The 22649-nt window shown below is 52.3% G+C and carries 23 protein-coding genes; 10 read left to right on the top strand and 13 right to left on the bottom strand.

The genetic code is table 11. The features are described 5' to 3' along the window. Positions 1 to 7: 7 nt before the first annotated feature. Positions 8 to 4468 (bottom strand): glutamate synthase large subunit, encoded by a 4461-nt coding sequence (gene gltB / locus RTW80_RS00845; RefSeq protein WP_001300352.1) that lies wholly within the window; start codon positions 4466 to 4468, stop codon positions 8 to 10. 674 nt (positions 4469 to 5142) lie between these two features. Here gltB and RTW80_RS00840 point away from each other — a divergent pair. The 4 genes from RTW80_RS00840 to mtgA all read left to right on the top strand — a co-directional run bounded on the left by RTW80_RS00840 (position 5143) and on the right by mtgA (position 10112). Beyond that, on the top strand, positions 5143 to 6072 hold the full coding sequence (locus RTW80_RS00840; protein ID WP_001299745.1) for a TIGR01212 family radical SAM protein: 930 nt from the start codon (positions 5143 to 5145) through the stop codon (positions 6070 to 6072). A gap of 95 nt (positions 6073 to 6167) precedes the next feature. Then, on the top strand, positions 6168 to 8504 hold the full coding sequence (arcB, locus tag RTW80_RS00835; protein WP_000809774.1) for an aerobic respiration two-component sensor histidine kinase ArcB: 2337 nt from the start codon (positions 6168 to 6170) through the stop codon (positions 8502 to 8504). 229 nt (positions 8505 to 8733) lie between these two features. Continuing rightward, on the top strand, positions 8734 to 9387 hold the full coding sequence (elbB, locus tag RTW80_RS00830; protein WP_001300411.1) for an isoprenoid biosynthesis glyoxalase ElbB: 654 nt from the start codon (positions 8734 to 8736) through the stop codon (positions 9385 to 9387). Beyond that, positions 9384 to 10112 carry a monofunctional biosynthetic peptidoglycan transglycosylase gene (mtgA, locus tag RTW80_RS00825; protein ID WP_032247319.1) on the top strand — a complete coding sequence of 243 codons (729 nt, stop codon included), beginning with the start codon at positions 9384 to 9386 and terminating at the stop codon, positions 10110 to 10112. Before elbB ends, mtgA begins: the two co-directional genes overlap by 4 nt. Here mtgA and yrbL read toward each other — a convergent pair. The 12 genes from yrbL to RTW80_RS00765 form a co-directional block, all read right to left on the bottom strand. After that, positions 10109 to 10741: a PhoP regulatory network protein YrbL gene (gene yrbL, locus RTW80_RS00820; RefSeq protein WP_000620405.1), complete on the bottom strand. Its 633-nt coding sequence runs from the start codon at positions 10739 to 10741 to the stop codon at positions 10109 to 10111. The two genes, mtgA and yrbL, sit on opposite strands and share 4 nt — an antisense overlap. Before the next feature lie 213 nt (positions 10742 to 10954). Then, on the bottom strand, positions 10955 to 11227 hold the full coding sequence (gene npr / locus RTW80_RS00815) for a PTS phosphocarrier protein NPr (protein ID WP_000216791.1): 273 nt from the start codon (positions 11225 to 11227) through the stop codon (positions 10955 to 10957). Next, positions 11224 to 12078, bottom strand: a complete 855-nt coding sequence (gene rapZ, locus RTW80_RS00810; protein WP_000243741.1) for an RNase adapter RapZ — start codon at positions 12076 to 12078, stop codon at positions 11224 to 11226. The genes npr and rapZ overlap by 4 nt, the downstream gene beginning before the upstream one ends. A 45-nt stretch (positions 12079 to 12123) precedes the next feature. Further along, positions 12124 to 12615: a PTS IIA-like nitrogen regulatory protein PtsN gene (gene ptsN, locus RTW80_RS00805; protein WP_000183676.1), complete on the bottom strand. Its 492-nt coding sequence runs from the start codon at positions 12613 to 12615 to the stop codon at positions 12124 to 12126. 117 nt (positions 12616 to 12732) lie between these two features. Then, positions 12733 to 13020 carry a ribosome hibernation promoting factor gene (gene hpf, locus RTW80_RS00800; RefSeq protein ID WP_001176599.1) on the bottom strand — a complete coding sequence of 96 codons (288 nt, stop codon included), beginning with the start codon at positions 13018 to 13020 and terminating at the stop codon, positions 12733 to 12735. A 22-nt stretch (positions 13021 to 13042) separates the two neighbouring features. Continuing rightward, positions 13043 to 14476 carry an RNA polymerase factor sigma-54 gene (gene rpoN, locus RTW80_RS00795; RefSeq protein WP_000809051.1) on the bottom strand — a complete coding sequence of 478 codons (1434 nt, stop codon included), beginning with the start codon at positions 14474 to 14476 and terminating at the stop codon, positions 13043 to 13045. Between the two features lie 47 nt (positions 14477 to 14523). Next, positions 14524 to 15249 (bottom strand): LPS export ABC transporter ATP-binding protein, encoded by a 726-nt coding sequence (gene lptB, locus RTW80_RS00790; RefSeq protein ID WP_000224099.1) that lies wholly within the window; start codon positions 15247 to 15249, stop codon positions 14524 to 14526. A gap of 6 nt (positions 15250 to 15255) precedes the next feature. Then, entirely contained in the window at positions 15256 to 15813 is a 558-nt protein-coding gene (gene lptA / locus RTW80_RS00785; protein WP_000669785.1) for a lipopolysaccharide ABC transporter substrate-binding protein LptA, read from the bottom strand. After that, positions 15782 to 16357 (bottom strand): LPS export ABC transporter periplasmic protein LptC, encoded by a 576-nt coding sequence (lptC, locus tag RTW80_RS00780; RefSeq protein ID WP_000030537.1) that lies wholly within the window; start codon positions 16355 to 16357, stop codon positions 15782 to 15784. The genes lptA and lptC overlap by 32 nt, the downstream gene beginning before the upstream one ends. Then, positions 16354 to 16920 (bottom strand): 3-deoxy-manno-octulosonate-8-phosphatase KdsC, encoded by a 567-nt coding sequence (gene kdsC / locus RTW80_RS00775; RefSeq protein ID WP_000030016.1) that lies wholly within the window; start codon positions 16918 to 16920, stop codon positions 16354 to 16356. Before kdsC ends, lptC begins: the two co-directional genes overlap by 4 nt. A 20-nt stretch (positions 16921 to 16940) precedes the next feature. After that, positions 16941 to 17927 carry an arabinose-5-phosphate isomerase KdsD gene (gene kdsD, locus RTW80_RS00770; RefSeq protein ID WP_001295557.1) on the bottom strand — a complete coding sequence of 329 codons (987 nt, stop codon included), beginning with the start codon at positions 17925 to 17927 and terminating at the stop codon, positions 16941 to 16943. 13 nt (positions 17928 to 17940) lie between these two features. Then, positions 17941 to 18918, bottom strand: coding sequence for a calcium/sodium antiporter (locus RTW80_RS00765; protein WP_000922901.1), 978 nt, complete (start codon positions 18916 to 18918; stop codon positions 17941 to 17943). 209 nt (positions 18919 to 19127) lie between these two features. Here RTW80_RS00765 and mlaF point away from each other — a divergent pair, with 209 nt between their 5' ends. The 6 genes from mlaF to ibaG all read left to right on the top strand — a co-directional run bounded on the left by mlaF (position 19128) and on the right by ibaG (position 22644). Next, the gene (gene mlaF / locus RTW80_RS00760; RefSeq protein ID WP_000438245.1) at positions 19128 to 19937 is read left to right on the top strand and encodes a phospholipid ABC transporter ATP-binding protein MlaF; all 810 of its coding nucleotides are present in this window, start codon (positions 19128 to 19130) and stop codon (positions 19935 to 19937) included. A 7-nt stretch (positions 19938 to 19944) separates the two neighbouring features. Further along, positions 19945 to 20727: a lipid asymmetry maintenance ABC transporter permease subunit MlaE gene (gene mlaE, locus RTW80_RS00755; RefSeq protein WP_000925795.1), complete on the top strand. Its 783-nt coding sequence runs from the start codon at positions 19945 to 19947 to the stop codon at positions 20725 to 20727. 4 nt (positions 20728 to 20731) lie between these two features. Beyond that, positions 20732 to 21283 carry an outer membrane lipid asymmetry maintenance protein MlaD gene (gene mlaD, locus RTW80_RS00750; protein ID WP_001296448.1) on the top strand — a complete coding sequence of 184 codons (552 nt, stop codon included), beginning with the start codon at positions 20732 to 20734 and terminating at the stop codon, positions 21281 to 21283. Positions 21284 to 21301: 18 nt separating this feature from the next. After that, a complete protein-coding gene (gene mlaC / locus RTW80_RS00745) occupies positions 21302 to 21937 on the top strand; it encodes a phospholipid-binding protein MlaC (RefSeq protein ID WP_000476487.1) in 636 nt (211 codons plus the stop codon). Next, complete coding sequence (gene mlaB, locus RTW80_RS00740) at positions 21937 to 22230, top strand: lipid asymmetry maintenance protein MlaB (protein ID WP_000004488.1); 294 nt, start codon at positions 21937 to 21939, stop codon at positions 22228 to 22230. The genes mlaC and mlaB overlap by 1 nt, the downstream gene beginning before the upstream one ends. A gap of 159 nt (positions 22231 to 22389) precedes the next feature. After that, positions 22390 to 22644 (top strand): BolA family iron metabolism protein IbaG, encoded by a 255-nt coding sequence (ibaG, locus tag RTW80_RS00735; protein WP_000429656.1) that lies wholly within the window; start codon positions 22390 to 22392, stop codon positions 22642 to 22644. The last annotated feature ends 5 nt before the right edge of the window (positions 22645 to 22649 follow it).

Raw genomic sequence — 22649 nt, 5'->3', positions numbered from 1 at the left:
CTACCCCTTACTGCGCCTGCACGCGCAACTCAGCTGCGCTACGACTACGGTGACCCAGCAGTGCTTTTACATCACTGGACTTCGGTTTAACCAGCGCAAATTTAGTGGCGAAGGTTGACCAGTTCGCCAGAATCTCTTCACCGCGCTGAGAGCCGGTATGCTGCACATGCTCGGTGATAAGACCACGCAGATGCTCTTCATGGATCGCCAGAGCGTCAACGCTTAAGACCTCGACCAGTTCCGGGTTAACGCGTTTGCGGAAATCGCCGCTTTCATCGAGAACGTAAGCGAAACCGCCGGTCATGCCCGCACCGAAGTTAACGCCGGTTTTACCCAGAATGCAGACGATACCACCCGTCATATATTCACAACCGTTGTCGCCAATGCCTTCTACCACGGTGATAGCACCGGAGTTACGCACGCCGAAACGTTCACCCGCGCGGCCTGCGGCATACAGACGACCACCGGTCGCGCCATACAGGCAGGTGTTGCCGATAATGCTTGCTTCATGGCTGCGGAAGGCGGAACCAACCGGAGGACGAATGGCGATTAAGCCGCCCGCCATGCCTTTACCGACATAGTCGTTGGCATCACCGGTCAGGTACAGTTCCACGCCGCCCGCGTTCCACACGCCGAAGCTCTGGCCTGCGGTGCCGTTGAAGTACGCTTTGATAGGATCGGCTGCCAGCCCCTGATCGCCGTGCGTCTGGGCGATATAGCCTGAAAGCGACGCGCCGACAGAACGGTCGGTGTTGCGAATATCGAACCAGAAGGTTTTGCTCTGGCGCTCATCGACAAACGGTTTCGCCTGTTGCAGCAACTGCGCGTTCAGCAGGCCGTTATCAAACGGCGGGTTGTTTTCGGTGCAGTAGAGTGCCTTACCTGGATGCGGTTCGGCAGTCTCCAGCAGCTTCGACAGCGCCAGCTTCTGCTGTTTGGCGGTGAAACCGTCCAGCTCTTTCAGCAGGTCGGTGCGACCAATCAGATCCACCAGACGTGTTACGCCAAGCTGTGCCATCAGCTCGCGGGTTTCACGGGCGATAAACTCAAAGTAATTCGTCACCTTGAATGGCAGGCCGTGATAGTGGTTCTTACGCAGTTTGTCATCCTGAGTTGCTACACCCGTTGCGCAGTTGTTCAGATGGCAAATACGTAGATATTTACAGCCGAGCGCCACCATCGGGCCAGTGCCGAAGCCGAAGCTTTCTGCGCCGAGAATCGCCGCCTTGATGATATCGACACCCGTTTTCAGGCCGCCATCGACCTGCAAACGGATCTTGTGACGCAAGCCGTTAGCAACCAGCGCCTGCTGGGTTTCAACAAGCCCCAGCTCCCACGGACAGCCTGCGTATTTCACCGATGAAAGCGGACTTGCGCCGGTGCCGCCGTCATAGCCTGCGATGGTGATCAAGTCCGCATAAGCTTTTGCCACGCCAGTCGCGATGGTGCCTACTCCCGGTTCGGAAACCAGCTTCACGGAGATCATCGCTTTCGGGTTAACCTGCTTGAGGTCGAAAATGAGCTGCGCTAAGTCCTCGATAGAGTAGATATCGTGGTGCGGCGGCGGGGAGATCAGCGTCACTCCGGGCACCGAATAGCGCAGTTTGGCGATGTAAGGCGTGACTTTATCACCCGGCAACTGACCGCCTTCGCCTGGCTTCGCGCCCTGGGCGACTTTAATCTGAATGACGTCGGCATTGACCAGATACGCCGGAGTAACCCCAAAGCGACCGGAAGCCACCTGCTTGATGCGCGACACTTTGTTGGTGCCGTAGCGCGCCGGGTCTTCGCCGCCTTCACCGGAGTTCGAATTACCGCCGATGCTGTTCATCGCTTCCGCCAGCGCCTCGTGGGCTTCCGGGCTTAACGCGCCGATAGACATCGCGGCGGTATCAAAGCGTTTAAACAGTTCGCTTGCCGGTTCAACATCAGCAATGTTGACCGCGTTTTCACCCGGCGTAATTGCCAGCAGATCGCGCAGCGTGGTTGCCGGACGCTCATTAACCAGCTTCGCGTATTCCTGATAGTCGCTGTACTCGCCGCTTTGTACCGCTTGTTGCAGCGTGCGCACCACGTCCGGGTTGTAGGCGTGGTATTCGCCGCCGTGGACGTATTTCAGCAGTCCGCCCTGGCTGATGGGCTTACGCGCCAGCCAGGCACGTTTCGACAGATTCAGCAGATCCTGCTGGAAGTCTTCAAAGCTTGCCCCACCAATGCGGCTGACCGCCCCCTGGAAGCACAGGCCCACTACATCATCGTGTAGACCGACCGCTTCAAACAGTTTCGAGCAGCGGTAAGAGGCGATGGTGGAGATGCCCATTTTGGACATGATTTTGTACAAGCCTTTGTTGATGCCGTTACGGTAGTTGAGCATCACGGTACGATAATCTTTGGCAATCGCATGGGTGTCTACCAGGCGGCCCAGCGTTTCATAGGCAAGGTATGGATAAATAGCCGTCGCGCCGAAGCCCAGCAACACGGCGAAGTGGTGCGGATCGCGGGCGCTGGCGGTTTCGACGATGATGTTGGCATCGCAACGCAGGCTTTGATCGACCAGACGGGTCTGGATCGCGCCAACCGCCATCGGGGCTGGAACCGGCAGGCGATCTTTAGCGATATTCCGGTCGGAGAGCACCAGCAGCACGGTGCCGCTACGTACCATTTTTTCGGCTTTGTCGCACAGCTCTTTGACTGTCGCTTCGAGCGTGGTTTTAGTGACGTCAAAGGTGATATCCAGCGTATCTGCGCGGTAGTGCTCCTCTTTCATCGTCGTGAGCTGTTTGAAATCGGAGTAGAGCAGAATCGGCGATTTAAAGCTTAAACGGTGCGCCTGGCCCTCTGCTTCGCAAAAGACGTTCATTTCACGACCGATACTGGTGGCGAGCGACATAACATGCGCTTCACGCAGCGGGTCGATTGGCGGGTTAGTCACCTGGGCAAACTGCTGGCGGAAGTAGTCGTAAATAATGCGCGGCTGACTGGAGAGCACGGCGAATGGGGTATCATCGCCCATCGAACCGACCGCTTCCTGACCGTTTTCGCCCAGTACGCGAATTACGGAGTCCAGCTCTTCCGCGCTGTAGTTAAACTGTTTCTGGTAGCTGGCAAGCGTGTCGTCGTCCAGTTCGCGGCTACCCACTTCTTCATCGGGCAGATCTTCAAACGGTACCAGTCGGCGGACGTTTTTCTCCATCCACTCTTTATATGGATGGCGGCTTTTCAGATCGTCATCGGTTTCTGCCGAGTGCAGAATACGCCCACTGCGGGTGTCGATAACCATCAGTTCGCCTGGCCCGACGCGGCCTTTTTCGACCACTTCGTCAGGCTGGTAATCCCAGATACCGACTTCAGAGGCGCAGGTGATGAGCTTATCTTTGGTGATGACGTAGCGCGCCGGACGCAGACCGTTACGGTCGAGGTTACAGGCGGCAAAACGACCGTCGGACATCACGATGCCCGCCGGGCCATCCCACGGCTCCATATGCATGGAGTTAAAGTCAAAGAAGGCACGCAGTTCCGGGTCCATATCCGGGTTGTTCTGCCAGGCGGGTGGTACTAATAGACGCATGGCGCGGATGATATCCATCCCGCCTGCCAGCAGCAGTTCCAGCATGTTATCCATCGAACTGGAGTCAGAGCCGGTTTCGTTGACGAACGGTGCGGCGTCGTGCAGGTCAGGGATAAGCGGTGTCTGGAATTTATAAGTACGCGCACGCGCCCATTGGCGGTTACCGGTGATGGTGTTGATTTCACCGTTATGCGCCAGATAGCGGAACGGTTGCGCCAGCGGCCAGCGCGGTACGGTGTTAGTGGAGAAGCGCTGGTGGAACAGGCAAATGGCCGATTCCAGACGCAGGTCCGCAAGATCCAGATAAAAGCGCGGCAGATCCGTCGGCATACACAGACCTTTATAGATGTTCACCAGATTCGACAGGCTACAGACGTAGAAGTCTTTGTCGGCTTCGAGACGCTTTTCAATGCGGCGGCGGGCGATAAACAGACGGCGCTCCATATCGCGTGGACGCCAGCCTGCCGGGGCGTTCACAAAAATTTGCTCAATGCGTGGCAGAGAGGAGAGGGCGATTTCACCCAGCACGCCTTCGTTAGTGGGGACATCACGCCAGCCCACAATCGACAAGGTTTCGCGTTGCAGTTCTTCTTCAACGATGCGGCGTGCGGCAGCGGCGAGTTCAGGATCTTTATTCAGGAAGAGCATCCCGACAGCGTAGTTTTTTGCTAAACGCCAGCCGCGCTCCTGCGCAACGATGCGAAAAAAGCGATCCGGTTTTTGTAACAGCAAGCCGCAACCGTCGCCGGTTTTACCATCGGCGAGAATCGCGCCACGGTGCTGCATGCGGGCCAGTGCGTGTATTGCAGTACGCACTACCTTGTGGCTAGGTTCGCCTTCTATGTGGGCGATCAGGCCGAAACCACAGTTATCCCTCTCAAGGGATTTATCGTACAACATATCGTGAACCTCCCCCAGGCTCTGCGGGAACCCCACTTCCGAACCGCTGCGCACGGGCACAGAAAGAGCGTGGCGACGGGGTTTGCGTGTCATACGCGCGCCTCGCATTCGCCCCCTTGTTGTCCTTTTCGCATCGGTTAATACGGTGAAGAGGGGATCTCAATTACTGCATAAATATGATGAGCAGGCTGCTCATCCAGAAAGCTTCCAGCGGATTTCCAACTTATCGGGAAAGCTGATACAGGTCAAATGGCAAGCTTATTGGTACAGAAATGTGCTTTAGCGCAAAATTCTTTATTAAATGACTGAAATTAAAATGGATTTTATCTTTAAGGCTAAAAGGGAAGTCGTTAGAGAAACAGTCAATTCCTGACTGTCATAAAGGTGTGTTAACCCTTATCCTGCCTTGAACTGACGACAAAACCAGCATTTTATACTGCCTTAATTGGTAATGACGTTTCATGCTACTGTTTTTGCCTAAAATCCATCAGGAGATAAAAAAATCTGACACAAGATAAGCAAAAGTGATTTATGTGATTATGCATGAAATTTCGGTAATTTTGATTGATTATGCAGTTGATAAAAGCAGGCCGGGACGATTGATCCAGGTCATCGCCGAATTGAGCTAAAAATGGCAGGCTTTGGCCTCTTTTCAAGGCGCGGTCTATCAGATTATGCAGTTACAGAAATTAGTCAATATGTTTGGTGGTGATCTCACCCGTCGTTATGGGCAAAAGGTGCATAAGCTGACGCTGCACGGCGGTTTTAGCTGCCCTAACCGTGACGGCACCATCGGGCGTGGTGGCTGCACATTCTGTAATGTTGCCTCGTTTGCCGATGAAGCGCAGCAGCATCGTTCCATTGCCGAGCAACTGGCGCACCAGGCGAATTTAGTTAACCGCGCTAAACGCTATCTGGCCTACTTTCAGGCGTATACCAGCACCTTTGCGGAAGTTCAGGTGCTGCGTTCTATGTATCAGCAGGCGGTGAGCCAGGCCAATATTGTCGGTTTGTGTGTGGGTACCCGCCCGGACTGCGTGCCGGATGCGGTGCTGGATCTGCTTTGCGAATATAAGGACCAGGGTTACGAAGTGTGGCTGGAGCTGGGGCTACAAACCGCCCACGACAAAACACTGCATCGCATCAACCGCGGCCATGATTTTGCCTGTTATCAGCGTACAACCCAGCTGGCACGTCAGCGCGGGCTGAAGGTGTGTTCCCACTTAATTGTCGGCCTGCCTGGCGAAGGGCAGGCTGAATGTTTGCAAACGCTGGAGCGAGTGGTTGAAACCGGCGTGGACGGCATAAAGCTGCATCCGCTGCATATTGTGAAAGGCAGCATTATGGCGAAAGCCTGGGAAGCGGGGCGTTTGAACGGTATTGAACTGGAGGATTACACGCTCACTGCCGGAGAAATGATTCGCCATACGCCACCGGAAGTGATCTACCACCGCATTTCCGCCAGCGCCCGTCGCCCGACGCTGCTTGCTCCGCTGTGGTGCGAAAATCGATGGACGGGAATGGTCGAGCTGGATCGCTATCTGAATGAACATGGCGTACAGGGATCGGCGCTGGGACGTCCGTGGCTACCTCCAACGGAGTAGGTCGTTGAGGGGAATTCCGCATTTCTCACACAATTTATAACGTAACTGTCAGAATTGGGTATTATTGGGGCAGGTTGTCGTGAAGGAATTCCCTAATGAAGCAAATTCGTCTGCTGGCGCAGTATTATGTTGACCTGATGATGAAGTTAGGTCTGGTGCGCTTCTCAATGTTGCTGGCGCTGGCCCTCGTCGTTCTTGCCATTGTGGTACAAATGGCGGTAACCATGGTGCTGCATGGTCAGGTCGAAAGCATTGATGTTATTCGTTCTATCTTCTTTGGTTTGCTGATTACGCCGTGGGCGGTCTACTTTCTATCGGTGGTCGTCGAGCAACTGGAGGAGTCACGACAACGTCTGTCACGGCTGGTGCAAAAACTGGAGGAGATGCGCGAGCGCGATTTGAGCCTCAACGTTCAGTTAAAAGATAATATTGCCCAGCTAAATCAGGAAATTGCCGTTCGTGAAAAAGCGGAAGCAGAACTGCAGGAAACCTTCGGCCAACTGAAAATTGAAATCAAAGAGCGCGAAGAGACACAAATTCAGCTCGAGCAGCAATCCTCATTCTTACGTTCCTTCCTTGATGCTTCACCCGACCTGGTTTTTTATCGTAACGAAGATAAAGAGTTTTCCGGCTGTAACCGCGCGATGGAGCTGCTGACCGGAAAAAGCGAAAAACAACTGGTTCACCTGAAACCTGCTGATGTTTACTCACCGGAAGCCGCCGCAAAAGTCATTGAAACCGATGAAAAAGTGTTCCGTCATAATGTGTCACTGACCTATGAACAGTGGCTGGATTACCCGGACGGGCGCAAAGCCTGCTTTGAAATCCGTAAAGTGCCGTACTACGACCGCGTGGGTAAACGTCACGGTTTGATGGGCTTTGGTCGCGACATTACCGAGCGTAAGCGGTATCAGGATGCGCTTGAACGGGCCAGCCGCGACAAAACGACGTTTATCTCCACCATCAGTCACGAATTGCGTACACCGCTGAACGGTATCGTCGGTCTGAGCCGCATTCTGCTGGATACCGAACTCACCGCCGAGCAGGAAAAATATCTCAAGACCATCCATGTTTCGGCCGTCACGCTGGGGAATATCTTTAACGATATTATCGACATGGATAAGATGGAACGGCGCAAGGTCCAGCTTGATAATCAACCGGTTGATTTCACCAGCTTCCTTGCCGATCTGGAAAATCTCTCCGCATTGCAGGCGCAACAAAAAGGATTGCGCTTTAACCTGGAGCCGACGCTGCCATTACCGCATCAGGTCATTACCGACGGGACGCGTTTACGGCAGATCCTGTGGAACCTCATCAGTAACGCCGTCAAATTCACCCAGCAAGGCCAGGTTACCGTGCGCGTGCGCTACGATGAAGGCGATATGCTGCATTTTGAAGTGGAAGACTCTGGTATCGGCATTCCGCAGGATGAGCTGGATAAAATTTTCGCCATGTATTACCAGGTGAAAGACAGTCATGGCGGTAAACCTGCCACCGGCACCGGTATTGGTCTGGCCGTTTCTCGTCGTCTGGCGAAAAATATGGGCGGCGATATTACGGTTACCAGCGAACAGGGCAAAGGTTCAACCTTTACGTTGACGATCCACGCACCGTCGGTAGCAGAAGAGGTCGATGATGCGTTTGATGAAGACGATATGCCTTTACCGGCGCTGAATGTGCTGCTGGTGGAAGACATTGAACTGAACGTGATTGTTGCGCGTTCTGTGCTGGAAAAATTAGGTAACAGCGTTGATGTCGCCATGACCGGCAAGGCGGCGCTGGAGATGTTTAAACCGGGCGAATACGACCTGGTGTTGCTGGATATTCAGTTGCCAGATATGACCGGGCTGGATATCTCTCGTGAACTGACGAAACGTTATCCGCGCGAGGATTTACCGCCGCTGGTGGCCTTAACCGCTAACGTGCTGAAAGACAAACAAGAGTACCTCAATGCTGGAATGGATGATGTGCTGAGTAAGCCGCTTTCTGTTCCGGCGCTAACCGCGATGATCAAGAAATTCTGGGATACCCAGGATGATGAGGAGAGTACGGTGACGACAGAAGAGAACAGTAAATCAGAAGCATTGCTCGATATTCCCATGCTGGAACAGTATCTCGAACTTGTAGGACCGAAGCTGATCACCGACGGGTTAGCGGTGTTTGAGAAGATGATGCCGGGCTATGTCAGCGTGCTGGAGTCGAATCTGACGGCGCAGGATAAAAAAGGCATTGTTGAGGAAGGACATAAAATTAAAGGTGCGGCGGGGTCAGTGGGGTTACGCCATCTGCAACAGCTGGGTCAGCAAATTCAGTCTCCTGACCTTCCGGCCTGGGAAGATAACGTCGGTGAATGGATTGAAGAGATGAAAGAAGAGTGGCGTCACGACGTAGAAGTGCTGAAAGCGTGGGTGGCAAAAGCCACTAAAAAATGACCCCGGCTAGACCGGGGTGCGCGAATACTGCGCCAACACCAGGGAAATCTTGGCTGCGCCGTAAATTATTATGATGAGTTACAAGGGCACAGCACTGTTTTTCAGGCCGCACGCAGTTAAGATAGCAAAACTTAAATGATTTGTTACATGAATCAGTTAAATGTGTGATGCGTACCATTTTTATTAAAAAAATTAATGTGTTTCAGTCAATTGCGAAAGGATGATCACAATGAAGAAAATTGGCGTAATTCTGAGCGGATGCGGCGTCTATGACGGTTCTGAAATTCATGAAGCGGTGTTGACGTTGTTAGCTATTTCACGCAGCGGTGCGCAGGCGGTCTGCTTTGCACCGGATAAGCAGCAGGTTGATGTTATCAACCATTTAACTGGCGAAGCGATGACGGAAACGCGCAATGTGCTGATTGAAGCGGCACGAATAACGCGCGGTGAAATCCGTCCTCTGGCCCAGGCCGATGCCGCTGAACTGGATGCGTTGATTGTGCCGGGGGGGTTTGGCGCGGCGAAGAATTTAAGCAATTTTGCCAGTCTTGGTAGCGAATGCACCGTTGACCGTGAATTAAAGGCGCTGGCACAAGCGATGCATCAGGCCGGAAAACCGCTTGGTTTTATGTGTATTGCCCCGGCGATGCTGCCGAAAATTTTCGATTTCCCGCTGCGTTTGACCATCGGTACTGATATCGATACCGCAGAAGTGCTGGAAGAGATGGGCGCGGAGCATGTGCCGTGTCCTGTCGATGATATCGTGGTTGATGAAGACAATAAGATTGTCACCACCCCAGCATATATGCTGGCGCAGAATATTGCAGAAGCGGCGAGCGGCATTGATAAGCTGGTTTCCCGCGTGCTGGTTCTGGCTGAATGAGTAAAAGCCGCTTAACGGTGTTGAGTTTCGTTCGCCGTTTTCTTTTGCGGTTAATGGTTGTCCTCGCCGTTTTCTGGGGCGGGGGCATCGCGTTGTTTAGCGTTGCGCCTGTTCCCTTCTCAGCGGTAATGGTCGAGCGACAGGTCAGCGCCTGGCTGCATGGCAATTTTCGTTACGTGGCACATTCTGACTGGGTCAGTATGGATCAAATCTCGCCGTGGATGGGACTGGCGGTGATTGCCGCAGAAGATCAGAAATTTCCTGAGCACTGGGGCTTTGATGTCGCTTCCATTGAGAAAGCCCTGGCGCACAACGAGCGCAATGAAAACCGTATTCGCGGTGCTTCAACGATTTCTCAACAGACAGCCAAAAATCTCTTTTTATGGGATGGGCGTAGCTGGGTTCGAAAAGGGCTGGAAGCCGGATTAACGCTGGGGATAGAAACGGTCTGGAGCAAAAAGCGTATCCTGACGGTTTACCTGAATATCGCCGAATTTGGCGACGGTGTGTTTGGCGTCGAAGCTGCGGCACAACGTTATTTCCACAAACCCGCGAGCAAACTTACCCGGTCGGAAGCTGCATTACTGGCAGCTGTATTACCTAATCCACTTCGTTTCAAAGTCTCCTCGCCATCGGGCTACGTGCGTAGCCGTCAGGCGTGGATTTTACGGCAGATGTATCAGTTAGGCGGTGAGCCGTTTATGCAACAACACCAGCTGGATTAAGCTTCGCGCGAAGTGAGGGCCAGCGTTTTGCTCTCACGAGGTTGCAGATCTTTCTGCAGGGCAATAGCCAGCGCCGGTTGGGCGATAAATCGTTTCCATAACCGCTCTTGCTTACGCAGACAACACCACTTCGACCAGGTCGCCAGTGGAATCAATGTGCTTTCACCAATGTTGTCGCAGACGACCGGGATAACCTCTGACTCACTGATGCGGTGACAGAGGATATTCTGCGGCTTCAGCGACATCGTCACGATACGGTTATCCTGCAAATAACGCTTCAGCTGTTTCAGTAGCTGGCGCAGTTGTGCAATGTCTTCTTCGTAACGGCATTGTTCAGCAAATTCGGTCAGCGTAATGGAAGGCTTGCCGTCAAAATCTGCAATCACATCGTAGACATAACCGGTTCCGCAATCCGTCTCAACGGTACCGTGATAGCGCGGTATTCCACTCCAGTCTTTTAACCGGCGACCAAGATGCGCGTAGTACTTTAACTCACGGCGGATCTCTTTATCGCCACCATCGCCACGATGGTAGACAATCTTGATACAGCGTTGGGCATCTTCCGGATGCGCATAACATTTCCGATGTCTTCCGGTGCCCAGGGGACTTTGTTCAGATAAGCGAATCATGCCATCTCCTGGAAATATTTTCTGACGATCTCCAGTATGGTCGATTAACTTAAACAAAACCTAAACAATGCCTCTTAAGGTTTTCTTAAGGTTCTTCTGAAAGTGAAAAGCGCACAAAATGTACAAATGACGTTGATTGAGAACGATTTCAGTACGTGATTTTCTTATTGTCGGGGGGAGTTTGAAGGGAGTTGTATGTCAAAGTGATGAAGATTAATCTTCATCAAAACCAGAATTAAAGAGGGCGATAACGGCGGCCAGTGCTTCCTCTTCCTGTGGACCGGTCGCTTCAACTTCAATCTGCCGTCCTTTGGCAGAATCCAACATCAGCAGCGCAATAACGCTGTTGGCTTCAGCCTCGGTGCCTTCGTCATTACGTAAGAGCACTTCAGCGTCAAAACCCTGCATTAATTCAAACAGCTTCATTGCAGGCCGGGCATGCATGCCCAGCTTGTTTGTGATTTCAACAGTTTGCTTGACGGTCATGGTTTACGTTTTTCCAGCGTACGATGGCGTGACTGGACGTTTTTACCGCGCGAGCGGAAGTAGTCTGCCAGTTGCTCTGCAATATACACCGAACGGTGCTTCCCGCCGGTACAACCAATGGCGACCGTCAGGTAGCTACGGTTGTTGGTTTCCAGCATAGGTAACCATAGCTCAAGATAGCTTCGCGTCTGGTAGATAAAATTGTGTACTTCTGTGTGGCGGTCGAGGAACGCGGCGACAGGCTTATCAAGACCTGTCATTGGACGCAGTTTCGGATCCCAGTGCGGGTTCGGCAAGAAGCGCACGTCAAAGACGTAATCTGCATCGATAGGGATACCGTGTTTGAAGCCGAAAGACTCAAAGACCATGGTCAGTTCGCGTTCACGTTTACCCAGCAGACGGGTACGCAGCATTTCAGCCAGCTCGTGAACGGACATTTCTGAGGTATCGACAATCAGATCCGCTCGCGAACGCAGAGGCTCCAGCAAATCGCTTTCTTTGTCGATAGCACTTTCCAGCGACAGGTTTTTGCTGGAAAGCGGATGCAGTCGGCGCGTGTCACTGTAACGACGAATTAAGGTATTACGGTCGGCATCCAGGAACAGTAGTTGCGGTGAGAAAGCGTCAGGCAGGTTACTCATCGCCTGTTCGAATATTTCTGGTGACTCCGGCATATTACGAACATCAATGCTGACGGCGGCAGAAATCTCGCGATCGGCCAGGGTTCGAGCCAGATCGGGTAACAACACTACGGGAAGGTTATCCACGCAGTAAAAACCCATATCTTCCAGCGCACGCAGGGCGACAGATTTACCTGAACCTGAACGTCCGCTGACGATCATCAGTACCATGTACTGTTTCTCCTCACAACGTCTAAAAGAGACATTACCGAATAACTACGCTTCATCCGGAGTACCTTCGGTATCCGTAATGATTTGATACAGCTCTTCATCGCTCTGGGCTGCGCGTAAACGGCGGCAGATGGTTTTGTCCGCCAGACGTTTCGCCACCAGCGACAGAGTATGCAGGTGCGTTTTAGTTTGGTCTGCCGGCACCAGCAGGGCAAAAAGTAAGTCCACCGGTTGGTTGTCGATGGCATCGAAAGCTATAGGCGTTTCGAGCTGAACGAAAACGCCAACGGCACGCAGAGTATCTTCTTCCAGTTTGCCATGCGGAATTGCAATACCATTGCCGATACCGGTACTGCCCATTTTTTCCCGCGTCAGGATAGCTTCAAAAACCACCTGAGGCGGCAGGCTAAGTTGTTTCGCCGCCAGCTCGCTGATGATTTCCAGGGCGCGTTTTTTGCTCTGACAGTGGACGCGGCTTCGCGTACATTCCCTGTTAAGAACACTGCTAAGCTGTAGAGTTGTATCATTATTTGTCATAATTTCACCTAAGAACCTGCCCACTCAAACAGTGGAACAGGCTCGGAGCATTAACCGTACAAATGGCCCGTTGTGCCGCACAACAGGCCGCCATGCACATGCTAATTGCCCGGACAATTAGTGTTGTTTCAGTTTATCTTTATGTTTGGTCAACTGGCGTGCCAGCTTATCAATTAAGCCATCAATGGCAGCGTACATGTCCTGACCTTCCGCGCTGGCATGAATTTCACCACCGTTTACATGCAGTGTTGCATCTGAGGTGTGGGTGACTTTCTCCACTTTCAGAACAACATAGACCTGGTTGATTCGGTCAAAATATTGCTCAAGTTTGGCAAATTTGGCTGTAACAAATTCGCGCAGTGCCTCGGTGATCTCGACGTTATTTCCGGTAATGTTGAGCTGCATAGTGTCTTCCTTATCGGTTGGGTCAAACGAGTTGTTTACGCTGGTTTGACGGCGGAATGGATAAAGACTCTCGGTACTTCGCAACAGTGCGGCGTGCCACCATGATACCTTGTTCCGACAGCAAAGAGGTTAACTTGCTGTCGCTCAACGGTTTCGCTGGGTTTTCCGCCGCGATTAATTTCTTCACCAGCGCACGAATCGCCGTGGAGGAAGCTTCGCCGCCGCCCTCGGTATTGACGTGACTGGAAAAGAAATACTTCAGTTCAAAAATGCCTCGTGGACTATGCAGGTATTTTTGCGTGGTCACGCGAGATATCGTCGATTCATGCATTTCGACAGCCTGGGCGATATCGGCCAGTACCATCGGTTTCATATATTCTTCGCCTTGCTCAAAGAAGGCTTGCTGCTGTTCAACGATACAGCGACTCACGCGCAGTAGCGTATCGTTACGGCTTTCCAGACTCTTGATCAACCATTTGGCATCCTGCAGATTGCTGCGGATAAACTGGCTGTCACCATCATTGCGAGCGTTATTGCACATCGAGGCGTAGTGCTGGTTGATTTGCAGACGCGGAATGCTGTCACTGTTGAGTTCTACTGTCCAGTGACCGTTATGCTTACGCACCAGCACATCTGGAATGACATACTCAGGTTCGCCAGTCTGGATCGACTGCCCGGGGCGCGGATCGAGCGACTGGATCAGATTGACGGCTTCTTTCAGCACATCTTCTTTCAGACGCGTGACGCGCATTAAAGTGCGGAAGTCGTGATTGGCTAACAGATCGAGATGATCGCTAATGATCAATCTGGCCTCTTCCAGCCACGGCGTGGTTTTATCGAATTGGGAGAGTTGGATTAGCAGGCAGTCACGCAGATCTTTTGCCGCTACACCGACCGGATCAAACCGTTGGATCCGCTTAAGGACGGCTTCAACCTCGTCGATGTCGATCTCTTCATCGCCCATACTTTCGAGAATATCTTCCAGCGGGACAGTCAGATAACCGGTGTCATCAACGGCATCGACGATAGAGGTAGCAATAGCGCGGTCAGTGTCGGAAAACGGTGTCAGCTCGACCTGCCACATCAGGTAATCCTGCAAGGTCTGCGTCGTTTCGCCCTGATAGACCGGCAGCTCATCGTCAATGTAGTCACCGCTGGTGCCGGATGGTGTACCAGCGGTGTAAATGGTGTCCCAACTGGCATCGAGCGGCAGCTCTTCCGGCATCTCTTTTTGTTCGAGCGCGTCGGCGGTGTCCAGCGTTTCACTGTCTTGCGTTTCGCGGGTGTCGATTTCTTCATGAGTGTCGATTTGCTCAAGCAGCGGATTACTCTCCAGCGCCTGCTGTAGCTCCTGCTGAAGTTCCAGCGTCGACAACTGCAACAGACGAATTGCCTGTTGGAGCTGTGGCGTCATCGCCAGTTGTTGGCTAAGCCTGAGTTGCAAACCTTGCTTCATGTTCAGAATCGTACTCTCCTGCTAAAACGTCGCAAACTTCTACCCTATCAGAGTCTGAAGTCTTCCCCAAGGTATACACGCTTAACGTGTTCGTCTTGTAAGATTTCTGTAGGCGTGCCGTGGGCGATCAAATGCCCCTGACTGACGATATAAGCGCGTTCACAAACCGCCAGTGTTTCACGCACGTTGTGGTCAGTGATCAGCACGCCCAGGCCGCTGTCGCGCAGGTGCTCAATGATGCGTTTAATGTCGATAACCGAGATCGGGTCAACCCCGGCAAACGGTTCGTCGAGCAGAATAAATTTCGGATTCGCAGCCAGTGCGCGGGCAATTTCTACACGGCGACGTTCACCCCCGGAGAGTGACTGCCCCATGCTGTCACGCAGGTGCTCAATGTGAAACTCTTCCATCAGCTCGTTCGCGCGGTCTTCACGTTGTTCAGCAGACAAGTCGTCACGAATTTGCAGTACCGCCATCAGGTTATCGTAAACGCTGAGGCGACGGAAAATGGAGGCTTCCTGTGGCAGATAGCCGATACCGCGGCGCGCGCGTGCATGCAGTGGCAGCAGACTGATATCGTCATCATCAATAATGATGTTGCCCGCATCGCGCGGCACAATGCCTACAACCATGTAGAAAGTGGTGGTCTTACCGGCACCGTTTGGCCCTAGCAGACCGACGATTTCCCCGGAGTTGACGGTCAGGCTGACGTCTTCTACCACGCGACGGCCTTTATAGGCTTTTGCAAGGTTCTTTGCAGTTAATGTTGCCATAACGAATTAATTACCCTTCTTCTGTGCCGGGGTCTGGCCTTTGTTGTTTTTATCCTGCAGCTGCGACGGCACCAGAACGGTGGTTACGCGCTTGCCTTTGTCGCTGAAAGCCTGCATTTTCTGCTCTTTCACCAGGTAAGTGATCTTATCGCCCTTAATGTTGCTATCGACCTGCTGCAGATAAGCATTACCCGTCAGAACGACAAAATCTTTTGCCAGTTCGTAGTGCATCTGGGAAGCGTGACCTTCAACGGGTTTACCGTTGTCCTGCATCTGGTAGAACGTTGCCGGTTTACCGTAGCCGTCAATCACTTCTTTACCTTGTTCGCCGCCCGGACGGGTAACGACCACTTTGTCGGCATTAATTTTGATGGTGCCCTGGGTGACGATGACATTACCGGTAAAGGTAACCACGTTGCCTTGCATATCAAGAGATTGCTGGTCCGATTCAATGTGGATCGGCTGATCAGTGTCTCCGGTTACGGCAAATGCCGGAATGCTGGCGGCCAGAAGTGAGCTGGCAAGCACAAGATTAAGGCTGAGTTTGTTTGTTTTGAATTTCATAGGATGTTCTAACCTTTTCAATCAGCTCGGCGTTCTTGCTGCGTAAGTTGCCGCGCATTTTCAGACCGCTGGAGTTAAATGTTGTTCCGTATAACGTGACGAGGTCTTCAGAGGTAACATCCTGCGTCACCAGATTGATCTGCGCGTTATCCGTCGTGATTCTGCGAAGTTGAGAGTCCGGCACAAGTGCGTTGACTTCAACGTGTCCATATAAATAGAGCATCCGGTCATTGGTCAGCTTGGCTTTATCTGCTTTTACGGACCATGTCGGGATTTTATCCTTATCAAACGTGGTAAGTACCGGCTGCGTAAACCACGAAACGGCCTGATCGGAATAATATTCAACGTGTTGAGCAATCAATCGATAGCTTAGTGCCCCTTCTGGGTTATAGACGAGCGTGTCCGTATGCTCGCTTTTATAGGTGGGATCATTGTTGTTGACGACCACCTGGGCGGTATCGTCTTTTTCGGCCATATTAATGCCGATCATCACCAGAACCGCCAGTGATAGCACAATGATAACCCAACGTCTGGCTTTACTCATATCGATTGCCCTTTGGCTTCATCCAGTTTGCCCTGCGCCAGGAGTAATAAGTCGCAAACTTCGCGCACTGCGCCACGACCGCCAGCAATGCGCGTCACGTAATCGGCGCGCGGGATCAACAGTGGATGCGCATCGGCCACGGCGACGCTTAAACCCACTTTTTCCATTACCGGCCAGTCGATGAGATCATCGCCGACATAAGCCACATTTTCCGGGGCAATCGCCAGTTTTTCCAGCAGATCGCTAAAGGCGATCAGTTTGTTTGACTGCCCCTGATACAAGTGAGTGATCCCCAATGTGGCACAACGATCTTCTACCAGTTTAGCCTTTCGCCCGGTAATGATAGCGACTTCAATATCAGAGGTGAGCGCACAACGAATGCCATAACCGTCACGAACATTGAACGCTTTCAGCTCTTCGCCGTTATTGCCCATATAAATCAGGCCATCTGACAGTACGCCATCAACGTCGAGGATCAGCAGACGAATGTTCTCTGCTTTTGCCATAACGTCGGCGCTGACAGGGCCGTAACAGGTCGCAAGCGACGCACCTGCTTTGCTCATTGTTGTTTATCCTTGAATCTTTACACTACGCCTGCACGCAGTAAATCATGCATATGTAACACACCGAGTAAATGGTCGCCATCGGCAACCATCACGGAGGTGATATGGCGGGACTGCATTAAGTTCAGTGCCTCAACGGCCAGAATGCCAGGGCGCACACGTATTCCCCCCGGCGTCATCACATCGGCAATACTTAACTGACGAACATCCACGCCCATATCGAAGACACGGCGTAAATCACCGTCGGTAAAGATGCCTTCAATCATCATATTGTCATCGCAAATGACAGTCATACCAAGATTTTTACGGGTAACTTCCAGCAATGCGTCACGCAGACTGGCCGTTTTCTTAACATGCGGGATCTCATCGCCCGTATGCATAATATCGTTTACGCGCAGCAGAAGTTTACGACCCAGTGCGCCGCCTGGGTGTGAGAGCGCAAAATCTTCAGCAGTAAAGCCGCGTGCTTTTAACAGCGCGACAGCGAGGGCATCGCCCATAACCAGCGTGGCGGTGGTGCTGCTGGTCGGTGCCAGCCCTAACGGACAGGCTTCTTTCGCTACTTTAACACACAGATGCACATCTGCGGCGCGCGCCATGCTGCTCTCCGGGCGACCGGTGATGCAGATTAACGGTACGTGAAGACGCTTAAGCACTGGAATTAAGGCCGTGATTTCGCTGGATTCACCAGAGTTAGAGATAGCAATCACCACATCCTGTGGGGTAACCATGCCTAAATCACCATGCGCGGCTTCACCAGGATGGACGAAAAATGAAGGTGTACCGGTGCTGGCAAACGTTGCCGCCATTTTTCGCCCAATATGCCCCGATTTTCCCATCCCCATGACGACAACTTTCCCTTTACACCAGAACATCTTTTCACAGGCAAGCGTGAAATTCTGATTGATGTATTGATCAAGCTCCGCCAGGCATTCACGTTCAATCGCCAGGACTTCTTTACCTGCTTGCTGAAAGTCAAAACCCGGTTGTAACTCTACGTGCGACATAATGCGTTTCCAGTTATTCAACGAGTATTGGCGATAACCAGTACAACATCGCCAGCCATACGATAAATCCGCCAGTTAATAATACCCCTACACCACGGCCCGGTTGCGGGGAGCGCCGCCAGCACAGCAACGCAAAAATAATGCTCACCAGCAACATCACGCTGTAGTCACGACTGTACGCCAGTGGATCAATCTCTCCTGGCGTTATCAGCGCGGGTAAACCCAACACGATGACAATATTAAAAATGTTTGCGCCAATGATATTTCCGACAGCAATGTCGTTTTCACCTTTGCGAACCCCCGCTATTGCGGTTGCCAGTTCCGGCAGGCTGGTTCCGATAGCAATTGCCGTCAGACCCATCGTCAACTCGCTGATGGCAAAGTAATTCGCCAGCACCGTGGCGTTATCAACCACCATCCGCGTGGCCACTGGCATGATGATAAGCGCAATGCCGAGCCATAAAAACGCGACGGGCAATCCGCCGTCACGCGGCAGCTCTGCAAGCTGCTCTCTGGTCAGGCTGTCAGTCCCCTGACGTTCAGCCTGACGTGCAAGTTTAACAATGAACAGCAGCCATAGCACAGCCAGAAAGAGGAGAAAGATACCATCGCTGCGACTAAGTTGTCCGTCATAGAGTACGGAACCGGCCACCACGCTGACCAACAACATTAAGGGTAATTCACGGCGTAGAACATCAGAATGGACGGTAAAAGGACGAACCAGCGCAGCCAGACCGAGGATCAGCAATATATTGATAATGTTTGAGCCGAGGGCTGTACCAACGGCTAAATCGCGTTGTTCGTGCAGAGACGCGGCAAGCGAGACGATGACTTCTGGTAACGATGTACCAATACTGACCACCGTCATGCCGATGATCAGCGGCGGGATGCCAAAGGTTCGGCAAAGAATAGACGCGGCAAAAACCAGGCGGTCGGCACTGTAAACGACCAAAAGTAAACCAACAATTAACAGTGCCGTAGCTAAAAGCATCTAACGTCCTTTCTTCAGGTATACTCGCCGGTCCGCTGAAGATTTTCAGAAAGCCGTAACGGATTCTTAATTTTGACTTTATGCGGCTAAAAAGTAAAACAAATGCCAGCTTTCGCTAACCACGGCGGGTAATATTCTGTAAATATGTTGGGTTCAAGGTTAAATTGAGCGCCATGCTTAGAAAATCAACGCAAGACGAAGGGTGAATTATGGAGCAGTCTGTGGCGAATTTAGTCGATATGCGCGATGTCAGTTTTACGCGTGGCAATCGCTGCATCTTCGATAATATTTCCCTGACCGTGCCGCGAGGGAAGATCACGGCGATCATGGGGCCATCGGGCATCGGTAAAACGACGCTACTCCGTCTGATTGGCGGGCAAATCGCACCAGATCATGGTGAGATCCTTTTCGATGGTGAGAATATTCCGGCGATGTCTCGTTCGCGCCTGTATACAGTGCGCAAACGGATGAGCATGTTATTTCAGTCCGGGGCGTTGTTCACTGATATGAACGTATTTGACAACGTCGCCTATCCACTGCGCGAACATACCCAACTTCCCGCGCCATTGTTGCATAGTACGGTGATGATGAAGCTGGAGGCCGTGGGGCTGCGTGGAGCGGCTAAACTAATGCCTTCTGAACTTTCCGGTGGGATGGCGCGGCGTGCAGCGCTGGCGCGTGCGATTGCGCTGGAGCCGGATCTCATCATGTTTGATGAACCTTTTGTTGGGCAAGATCCCATCACCATGGGCGTACTGGTGAAGCTGATTTCTGAGCTGAACAGCGCGCTGGGCGTGACTTGTGTGGTGGTTTCTCACGATGTGCCGGAAGTGTTAAGTATTGCGGATCACGCCTGGATCCTGGCGGACAAAAAAATTGTCGCTCATGGCAGTGCCCAGGCGTTGCAGGCGAATCCTGATCCGCGCGTACGTCAGTTTCTGGACGGGATAGCTGACGGGCCTGTTCCGTTCCGCTATCCTGCCGGCGATTATCACGCTGATCTTTTACCAGGGAGTTAAGCCACTCATGCTGTTAAATGCGCTGGCGTCGCTCGGACATAAAGGGATTAAAACCCTGAGAACGTTCGGGCGGGCCGGGTTAATGTTATTCAATGCGCTGGTCGGCAAACCGGAATTTCGCAAACATGCGCCGCTGCTGGTGCGCCAGCTCTATAATGTCGGCGTCCTGTCGATGCTGATTATTGTGGTTTCTGGCGTGTTCATCGGAATGGTGTTGGGGCTGCAAGGTTATCTGGTTCTGACCACTTATAGTGCGGAAACCAGTCTGGGTATGCTGGTGGCGTTATCGCTACTGCGTGAACTGGGGCCGGTGGTTGCCGCGTTGTTGTTTGCCGGGCGTGCTGGTTCGGCGCTAACCGCAGAAATCGGCCTGATGCGCGCTACAGAGCAACTCTCCAGTATGGAGATGATGGCGGTGGATCCGCTGCGTCGGGTTATTTCTCCCCGTTTCTGGGCTGGGGTTATTTCATTACCACTGTTGACGGTTATTTTCGTCGCCGTGGGGATCTGGGGCGGATCTCTGGTCGGCGTCAGTTGGAAAGGCATTGATAGCGGGTTCTTCTGGTCGGCAATGCAAAATGCCGTCGACTGGCGTATGGATCTGGTCAACTGTCTGATTAAGAGCGTGGTGTTCGCCATCACGGTGACGTGGATTTCGTTGTTTAACGGCTACGACGCCATCCCGACGTCTGCCGGGATTAGCCGGGCAACCACTCGCACCGTTGTCCACTCGTCTCTGGCTGTTCTGGGGCTGGATTTTGTGCTGACCGCATTGATGTTTGGGAATTGAGTTCATGCAAACGAAAAAAAATGAAATTTGGGTGGGTATCTTTTTATTAGCAGCACTGCTGGCGGCGCTGTTTGTTTGCCTGAAGGCGGCGAACGTGACGTCCATACGTACTGAACCGACCTACACGCTTTATGCGACGTTCGATAACATTGGCGGCCTGAAAGCGCGCTCTCCGGTCAGTATTGGTGGCGTTGTTGTGGGTCGGGTGGCGGATATTACGCTGGACCCGAAAACCTATCTGCCGCGCGTAACGCTGGAAATTGAACAACGTTATAACCACATTCCAGATACCAGTTCGCTGAGCATTCGTACTTCCGGCCTGCTGGGGGAACAATATCTGGCATTAAACGTCGGTTTTGAAGACCCGGAACTGGGGACTGCTATCCTGAAGGATGGCGATACAATTCAGGACACTAAGTCTGCGATGGTGCTGGAAGATCTCATTGGTCAGTTCCTTTACGGTAGTAAAGGCGATGACAATAAGAATAGTGGCGATGCGCCAGCTGCTGCGCCAGGTAATAATGAAACCACTGAACCTGTGGGTACAACGAAATAATTTCAGGAGAACCGACGCATGTTTAAACGTTTAATGATGGTCGCTTTGCTGGTGATTGCACCTCTGAGTGCGGCAACCGCGGCAGACCAGACCAATCCGTATAAGCTGATGGACGAGGCGGCGCAGAAAACGTTCGATCGCCTGAAGAATGAGCAACCGCAAATTCGGGCCAACCCGGATTATCTGCGTACCATTGTTGATCAGGAACTGCTGCCATACGTACAGGTGAAATACGCCGGTGCGCTGGTGCTGGGCCAGTATTACAAGAGTGCGACCCCTGCTCAACGTGAAGCCTACTTTGCCGCTTTCCGTGAGTACCTGAAGCAGGCTTACGGTCAGGCGCTGGCGATGTATCACGGTCAAACCTATCAGATTGCGCCAGAACAGCCGCTGGGCGATAAAACCATTGTGCCTATTCGCGTTACCATTATTGACCCGAATGGCCGTCCGCCGGTGCGTCTGGACTTCCAGTGGCGTAAAAACTCCCAGACGGGCAATTGGCAGGCTTACGACATGATTGCTGAAGGCGTCAGTATGATCACCACCAAACAAAACGAGTGGGGAACGCTGCTGCGTACCAAAGGTATCGACGGCCTGACTGCGCAACTGAAATCGATTTCTCAACAGAAAATCACTCTGGAAGAGAAAAAATAATGAGCGAGTCACTGAGCTGGATGCAGACGGGTGACACGCTGGCGTTATCCGGAGAGCTGGATCAGGACGTTTTGCTACCGCTTTGGGAAATGCGTGAGGAAGCGGTGAAGGGGATTACCTGCATCGATCTTAGCCGTGTCTCCCGCGTGGATACGGGGGGACTGGCACTGCTGCTCCATCTTATCGATCTGGCGAAAAAGCAGGGCAACAATGTGACGCTTCAGGGGGTAAACGACAAAGTGTATACCCTGGCGAAATTGTATAATTTGCCTGCTGATGTTCTGCCTCGTTAAATTTTTTCAGGCCGGATATGGCGTTAACCGCCTGTCCGGCAAACCTGCCTGCAAGTCGAGCCTTGTCTGATTTATCAGCGAGGCTTTTTGCTTATTTATGCCAGCGCAACTTTGCTCTAAGATGTTTCGCTGGTTTATTAACTGATGATTGAAGATCCCATGGAAAATAATGAAATTCAGAGCGTGTTGATGAACGCTCTCTCCCTCCAGGAAGTCCACGTTTCCGGCGATGGCAGCCACTTTCAGGTTATTGCCGTGGGTGAGTTGTTTGACGGCATGAGTCGGGTTAAAAAACAGCAGACGGTCTATGGTCCGCTGATGGAATATATTGCGGATAACCGCATTCATGCTGTGTCGATCAAAGCGTATACCCCTGCGGAGTGGGCGCGCGATCGCAAACTGAACGGCTTTTGAGCTAT

It is taken from the genome of Escherichia sp. AM3 (assembly GCF_032029835.1).
In the GTDB taxonomy this organism is placed as follows: Bacteria; Pseudomonadota; Gammaproteobacteria; order Enterobacterales; family Enterobacteriaceae; genus Escherichia; species Escherichia coli.
The sequence above is the reverse complement of the archived record's forward strand: the minus strand, read 5'-3'. Positions and strand labels throughout refer to the sequence as shown.

Excerpts from the sequence above, each read along its gene's own strand:
- gltB (WP_001300352.1), bottom strand. The coding sequence starts at position 4,468 with ATGTTGTACGATAAATCCCTTGAGAGGGATAACTGTGGTTTCGGCCTG.
- RTW80_RS00840 (WP_001299745.1), top strand. The coding sequence starts at position 5,143 with ATGCAGTTACAGAAATTAGTCAATATGTTTGGTGGTGATCTCACCCGT.
- arcB (WP_000809774.1), top strand. The coding sequence starts at position 6,168 with ATGAAGCAAATTCGTCTGCTGGCGCAGTATTATGTTGACCTGATGATG.
- elbB (WP_001300411.1), top strand. The coding sequence starts at position 8,734 with ATGAAGAAAATTGGCGTAATTCTGAGCGGATGCGGCGTCTATGACGGT.
- mtgA (WP_032247319.1), top strand. The coding sequence starts at position 9,384 with ATGAGTAAAAGCCGCTTAACGGTGTTGAGTTTCGTTCGCCGTTTTCTT.
- yrbL (WP_000620405.1), bottom strand. The coding sequence starts at position 10,741 with ATGATTCGCTTATCTGAACAAAGTCCCCTGGGCACCGGAAGACATCGG.
- npr (WP_000216791.1), bottom strand. The coding sequence starts at position 11,227 with ATGACCGTCAAGCAAACTGTTGAAATCACAAACAAGCTGGGCATGCAT.
- rapZ (WP_000243741.1), bottom strand. The coding sequence starts at position 12,078 with ATGGTACTGATGATCGTCAGCGGACGTTCAGGTTCAGGTAAATCTGTC.
- ptsN (WP_000183676.1), bottom strand. The coding sequence starts at position 12,615 with ATGACAAATAATGATACAACTCTACAGCTTAGCAGTGTTCTTAACAGG.
- hpf (WP_001176599.1), bottom strand. The coding sequence starts at position 13,020 with ATGCAGCTCAACATTACCGGAAATAACGTCGAGATCACCGAGGCACTG.
- rpoN (WP_000809051.1), bottom strand. The coding sequence starts at position 14,476 with ATGAAGCAAGGTTTGCAACTCAGGCTTAGCCAACAACTGGCGATGACG.
- lptB (WP_000224099.1), bottom strand. The coding sequence starts at position 15,249 with ATGGCAACATTAACTGCAAAGAACCTTGCAAAAGCCTATAAAGGCCGT.
- lptA (WP_000669785.1), bottom strand. The coding sequence starts at position 15,813 with ATGAAATTCAAAACAAACAAACTCAGCCTTAATCTTGTGCTTGCCAGC.
- lptC (WP_000030537.1), bottom strand. The coding sequence starts at position 16,357 with ATGAGTAAAGCCAGACGTTGGGTTATCATTGTGCTATCACTGGCGGTT.
- kdsC (WP_000030016.1), bottom strand. The coding sequence starts at position 16,920 with ATGAGCAAAGCAGGTGCGTCGCTTGCGACCTGTTACGGCCCTGTCAGC.
- kdsD (WP_001295557.1), bottom strand. The coding sequence starts at position 17,927 with ATGTCGCACGTAGAGTTACAACCGGGTTTTGACTTTCAGCAAGCAGGT.
- RTW80_RS00765 (WP_000922901.1), bottom strand. The coding sequence starts at position 18,918 with ATGCTTTTAGCTACGGCACTGTTAATTGTTGGTTTACTTTTGGTCGTT.
- mlaF (WP_000438245.1), top strand. The coding sequence starts at position 19,128 with ATGGAGCAGTCTGTGGCGAATTTAGTCGATATGCGCGATGTCAGTTTT.
- mlaE (WP_000925795.1), top strand. The coding sequence starts at position 19,945 with ATGCTGTTAAATGCGCTGGCGTCGCTCGGACATAAAGGGATTAAAACC.
- mlaD (WP_001296448.1), top strand. The coding sequence starts at position 20,732 with ATGCAAACGAAAAAAAATGAAATTTGGGTGGGTATCTTTTTATTAGCA.
- mlaC (WP_000476487.1), top strand. The coding sequence starts at position 21,302 with ATGTTTAAACGTTTAATGATGGTCGCTTTGCTGGTGATTGCACCTCTG.
- mlaB (WP_000004488.1), top strand. The coding sequence starts at position 21,937 with ATGAGCGAGTCACTGAGCTGGATGCAGACGGGTGACACGCTGGCGTTA.
- ibaG (WP_000429656.1), top strand. The coding sequence starts at position 22,390 with ATGGAAAATAATGAAATTCAGAGCGTGTTGATGAACGCTCTCTCCCTC.